This is a genomic window from Mesorhizobium sp. M7A.F.Ca.US.002.01.1.1 (assembly GCF_004022955.1).
GTDB lineage: Bacteria > Pseudomonadota > Alphaproteobacteria > Rhizobiales > Rhizobiaceae > Mesorhizobium > Mesorhizobium ciceri.
Genome location: NZ_RZQE01000545.1, coordinates 1 through 3578, shown reverse-complemented (window position 1 = coordinate 3578; position 3578 = coordinate 1). Strand labels below are relative to the sequence as shown.

Sequence of the window (3578 nt, the reverse complement as noted above, 5' to 3'; positions counted from 1 at the left end):
GTCGTCAGGGACGGTGCCACGAATGCTGGCCTCACCTGGGAAAATGCCGAAGCCGCCTTGCGGGAAAACGAGGGCAAAAAACATGATGGACCGCCGGTGGTCGACCATGTCGGAGCATACGGATGCAACATGTCCTTGCGTTCCTCGCTTGTGGGCGATTTGCGCTTCGACGAGCGCCTGGTCTTGTACGGCTGGCAGGAAGACATCGACTTCACCAGCCAAATGAGATCCAAAGGCCGCGTGGTCTGCGTGACCGCGATCACGGGCGTCCATCTCGGTATCAAGACAGGGCGGGTCAGCGGCGAGCGGTTCGGCTACTCCCAGGTTGCGAATGCGATCTATCTGATCAGGAAGGGCTCCGTTCCGGCCTCTTTCGCTCTTCCGCTGATGTTCAGGAATATCGCCGCGAATCTCGCAAAGAGCCTGCGGCCTGAGCCGTATATCGATCGCAGGGGCAGGCTCAGGGGTAACATGCTGGCGATCCGGCACATCGCCATGGGACGAATCGAACCCGAATACATCCTGAAAATCTGAAGGTGGGAAGACAATGCGGAAATGGCTTGTGACAGTGGCGGCGGCTTCATTGGCGGCGGCTGCCTGCCCCTTGCCGACGGTGGCTGCCGAGTACCTCCTCGGACCTCAGGACAAGGTCAGGCTCAAGGTCTACGAATGGCGCGCATCACGCGACGTGATCTTCGAATGGACGGCTCTCAACGACAGTTTCGTCGTCGGTGCCGACGGCACGCTCTTCCTTCCATTTGTCGGCCAGATACGCGCGCAGGGCACCGCCCCCGGCGACCTCGCCCGCGCGATCGGCGACCGCCTGATGCAGCACATGGGCCTCGGCCGCCAGCCGGATGTCGCTGTCGAGATTGTCCAGTACAGGCCGTTCTACATTGTCGGCTACGTCACGCAGCCAGGCGAGTTCCCCTACAGGCCCGGGCTGACGGTGCTGCAGGCGCTGGGAATCGCCGGCGGCCTGCGAACACGCGAGGAAGACATGTCGAGGCTCGAGCGTGAAGTCATCGTGGGTCAGGGCGATGTGGGTTTGTTGGCGCTGAGCAACGTCAGTCTGCTCGCTCGCAAAGCACGGCTGGAATCAGAACTAGCTGGCAGCGACGACATCGCCTTCCCTGCGCAACTGAAGGACAGAGCTTCGAACGAGACGGTCGCGGTGGCGATGGAGCAGGAGCGCAAGATCTTCGCCGTCCGCAAGGACGCCATGGCGACGCAACTCCGTGCCCTGCGCGAACTCAAGGATTTCCTCGAAAAGGAACTGACCTCGCTCGGCCAGCAGATGGCCTTCCACGACCAACAGATCGAACTTATCCAGAAGGAACTCGCGGGTGTTTCGGCCCTTGTCCAGAAGGGGCTGGCGGTTGCACCGCGGGAACTCTCTCTACAGGGAACGGTCGCACAGATGCAGAGCGACAGGTTGGTTGCCGAGACCTCGCTCTTGCGAGTCAGGCAGGAGATAAGCAAGACCGACATCGAGATCCTCAACCTCGGCAATAGCCAAGCCAGCGAAGTCGCTGCTGCCTTGCGCGAGACGCAACTGCAGCTCAATGAAGTGACCAGCAAGGCCAACACCGCGGTGCAGTTGTTGCACGATACCGAGGTCACGGCCCCTGCTCTGCTCGCCCTTAGAGAGCGCGCCGAAAGGGCCAAGCCGATCTTCAAGATCGTGAGGACGACGGACAGCGGCTCGCAAGAACTCACGGCTGAGGAAACGACGCCGATCGAGCCAGGCGATACCGTGAAGATCGATATCCCCGCCCCGCCGTCCGGCTTGGCTGCTCTACCTGTAGAGGACGACGTCCAGGCAGGGACGGTTTCTGTTCAAGGTACCAATTGACAGGCTTCATGATTGGCGCGGGTGCCGGCTCGCAACGCCTTCGACATGACCCCCGAACCCGAGACCGTTGGTGGCCGCCTGGACGGGTAAAGAACGCGCCGGCGTCATGGCCAGAGCGGTTCAGAGTGGGCGGAGCTGCCAGCTCGCTGCAGGTGCTTGTTTTTCTGCTGTTCCACACGGAAAACCGCCGCGCACCTTTCTTTGAACTGGTTCGCTTCAAGTTCAATGATCTGGCCGACCATGCTAGCAATTTCCGGCGGCACTTGCCTTGCACTTTGAGGCCGCATATCAGTGGGCACGCTGACGATGCCTTCCCTGCCGCAGTGAGGCGATCAGTTCCTGCGGGTATCACTGGAGATGTCGGTGCTCATGAGTGTAATCGCTATATCGGCGGCAGGCGTTCTGATGGGACTGCGCTTCAAGGCTCCTGCGCTGATCGCGGCGACTGCGCTGCTTGTGGTCGGAAGCTTTGCCTGGAATGGGCTCGGGTTGCCGGGCTACGTGACCGTCACTAAGTTCCTGATACTGTCATTCGTCTTGGCTGGCGCCTATATCATCGGTCTGTCCCTGTCCGTCCACCGGAAGCGCAAGGAAAGGTGACACGGCGGGACTTCAGGAAGCCCGGTCGAAACGTATGACTGCGAAAACCGTCCTGAACAGGATCACGATATCGAGCCAAACCGACCAGTTCCGCACATACTGGCAGTCCAGCTTCACGCGGTTGGCGTAGTCCATGCTGCTTCTTCCGTTCACCTGCCACAGACCGGTGAGCCCGGGCTTTGCCCGAAGGTATTCCCCTAAGTGGTCGCCGTAGCATTTTAGTTCGTCCTTGACGATGGGCCTTGGACCCACACAACTCATGTCGCCGCGGATGATGTTGAACAATTGCGGGAGTTCGTCGAGGCTCGACTTACGCAGCATCCACCCAAGCACCGTGACGCGGGGGTCGTTCCTGATCTTGCGGGTCTCCTCCCATTCCAACCTGACTTGAGGGTTGCTGTCGAGAAATGACTTCAGAACTTCGTCCGAATTGGTGACCATCGAGCGGAACTTGTAGCAATCGAATGGCTTTCCGCCAAAGCCGATGCGGCTATGCGAGAACACTGCCGGGCCTCCTGCCGTCATCCTGATCAGCAGAGCAACGACAATCATTACCGGCGCGGCAACCATAAGCGCCGTGAATGCTACTACCAGATCCATGATGCGCTTCAGGAGACCGCCCACAGGAGGGTTCGTCGTTCCCAAGCTGAGCGCGGGCGAAAGGTCCGTCAACACTGCCCCGGCACCGTTGTTGTCGGATGCGGGAAGGACGTGCAGGACTGCCGTTCGGCTGTCGGACGGGATAGGCAGAGATGGCTGAACCCAGATCGGGGCTGCCTGATGTGACTCGAAGGCGTTCGTTGTCATGGAACAATCGCTGTTTCGACTTGTTGTTGCACTCTTCCAAGGTCGGAGGTTGTCGACAAGAAGGGCAAAGGAGGTAGCGTGACGCTCAGGGGCTATCCCCCTAATCCCAAGGAATGATCCTCCTAGACTTTTTGCAACTTCCGAAGGAGAATGTCTCGCTACGGTTTCATGCTTTGCGGCGCTTGGGCGCGCGGACCCTGGCCAAGAGTACGCCTAGTATCGGGGTCCTGCAGGCCTGCAACGTCTTGACAAGTTCCTGCAGCGTCTGGACCTGTGTCTTGCCCCACTCGGCAACGATCACCACGCCGTCCAGGAC

General features: G+C 59.9%; 4 protein-coding genes and 1 pseudogene. 3 read left to right on the top strand and 2 right to left on the bottom strand.

Features of this window, described 5'->3' with window-relative positions:
• Nucleotides 1–534 (top strand): annotated as a pseudogene (locus tag EN932_RS31555) (glycosyltransferase family 2 protein); the annotation flags it as partial.
• A 49-nt stretch (nt 535–583) separates the two neighbouring features.
• Nucleotides 584–1855 (top strand): polysaccharide biosynthesis/export family protein, encoded by a 1272-nt coding sequence (locus EN932_RS31550; protein ID WP_245267659.1) that lies wholly within the window; start codon nt 584–586, stop codon nt 1853–1855.
• A 104-nt stretch (nt 1856–1959) separates the two neighbouring features.
• On the opposite strand, the gene EN932_RS38180 is transcribed toward EN932_RS31550, so the two are convergent.
• Nucleotides 1960–2097 (bottom strand): hypothetical protein, encoded by a 138-nt coding sequence (locus EN932_RS38180; protein ID WP_155924994.1) that lies wholly within the window; start codon nt 2095–2097, stop codon nt 1960–1962.
• A 127-nt stretch (nt 2098–2224) separates the two neighbouring features.
• On the opposite strand from EN932_RS38180, the gene EN932_RS31545 reads away from it, so the two are divergent.
• Nucleotides 2225–2455 (top strand): hypothetical protein, encoded by a 231-nt coding sequence (locus EN932_RS31545; protein WP_127219079.1) that lies wholly within the window; start codon nt 2225–2227, stop codon nt 2453–2455.
• Between the two features lie 12 nt (nt 2456–2467).
• Here the strand turns inward: EN932_RS31545 and EN932_RS31540 are convergent, their stop codons facing one another.
• Nucleotides 2468–3262: a sugar transferase gene (locus tag EN932_RS31540; RefSeq protein ID WP_244514449.1), complete on the bottom strand. Its 795-nt coding sequence runs from the start codon at nt 3260–3262 to the stop codon at nt 2468–2470.
• Nucleotides 3263–3578: the final 316 nt, after the last annotated feature.